Raw genomic sequence first — 1,543 nt, forward strand, 5'->3', positions numbered from 1 at the left:
GGAGCCGACGGACCAGACTTGTAGTAGGTAAGCGATGGGGTGACGCAGGAAGGTAGTCCAGCCCGGGCGGTGGTTGTCCCGGGGTAAGGGTGTAGGGCGTTGTGTAGGCAAATCCGCACAACATGCAGCCTGAGACCTGATGCCGAGCCGATTGTGGTGAAGTGGATGATCCTATGCTGTCGAGAAAAGCCTCTAGCGAGTTTCATGGCGGCCCGTACCCTAAACCGACTCAGGTGGTCAGGTAGAGAATACCGAGGCGTTCGGGTGAACTATGGTTAAGGAACTCGGCAAAATGCCCCCGTAACTTCGGGAGAAGGGGGGCCATCACTGGTGAGGGGACTTGCTCTCCGAGCTGGGGGTGGCCGCAGAGACCAGCGAGAAGCGACTGTTTACTAAAAACACAGGTCCGTGCGAAGCCGTAAGGCGATGTATACGGACTGACGCCTGCCCGGTGCTGGAACGTTAAGGGGACCGGTTAGCTGACTTTCGGGTCGGCGAAGCTGAGAACTTAAGCGCCAGTAAACGGCGGTGGTAACTATAACCATCCTAAGGTAGCGAAATTCCTTGTCGGGTAAGTTCCGACCTGCACGAATGGCGTAACGACTTCTCGACTGTCTCAACCATAGGCCCGGTGAAATTGCACTACGAGTAAAGATGCTCGTTTCGCGCAGCAGGACGGAAAGACCCCGGGACCTTTACTACAGTTTGATATTGGTGTTCGGTTCGGCTTGTGTAGGATAGGTGGGAGACTTTGAAGCGGCCACGCCAGTGGTTGTGGAGTCGTCGTTGAAATACCACTCTGGTCGTGCTGGATGTCTAACCTGGGTCCGTGATCCGGATCAGGGACAGTGTCTGATGGGTAGTTTAACTGGGGCGGTTGCCTCCTAAAGAGTAACGGAGGCGCCCAAAGGTTCCCTCAGCCTGGTTGGCAATCAGGTGTTGAGTGTAAGTGCACAAGGGAGCTTGACTGTGAGACCGACGGGTCGAGCAGGGACGAAAGTCGGGACTAGTGATCCGGCAGTGGCTTGTGGAAGCGCTGTCGCTCAACGGATAAAAGGTACCCCGGGGATAACAGGCTGATCTTCCCCAAGAGTCCATATCGACGGGATGGTTTGGCACCTCGATGTCGGCTCGTCGCATCCTGGGGCTGGAGTCGGTCCCAAGGGTTGGGCTGTTCGCCCATTAAAGCGGTACGCGAGCTGGGTTTAGAACGTCGTGAGACAGTTCGGTCCCTATCCGCTGTGCGCGTAGGAATATTGAGAAGGGCTGTCCCTAGTACGAGAGGACCGGGACGGACGAACCTCTGGTGTGCCAGTTGTTCTGCCAAGGGCATGGCTGGTTGGCTACGTTCGGAAAGGATAACCGCTGAAAGCATCTAAGCGGGAAGCCTGCTTCGAGATGAGTATTCCCACCTCCTTGAGGGGTTAAGGCTCCCAGTAGACGACTGGGTTGATAGGCCAGATGTGGAAGCCCGGTAACGGGTGGAGCTGACTGGTACTAATAGGCCGAGGGCTTGTCCTCAGTTGCTCGCGTCCACTGTGTT

1 rRNA gene is annotated in these 1,543 nt (G+C 56.4%); it reads left to right on the forward strand.

From position 1 onward, the window contains the following. A 23S ribosomal RNA gene (locus ACIOHC_RS43810) occupies positions 1-1,521 on the forward strand; the annotation flags it as partial. Positions 1,522-1,543: the final 22 nt, after the last annotated feature.

Origin of the sequence: Streptomyces sp. NPDC088252 (assembly GCF_044740965.1) — a bacterium.
Lineage (GTDB): Bacteria > Actinomycetota > Actinomycetes > Streptomycetales > Streptomycetaceae > Streptomyces.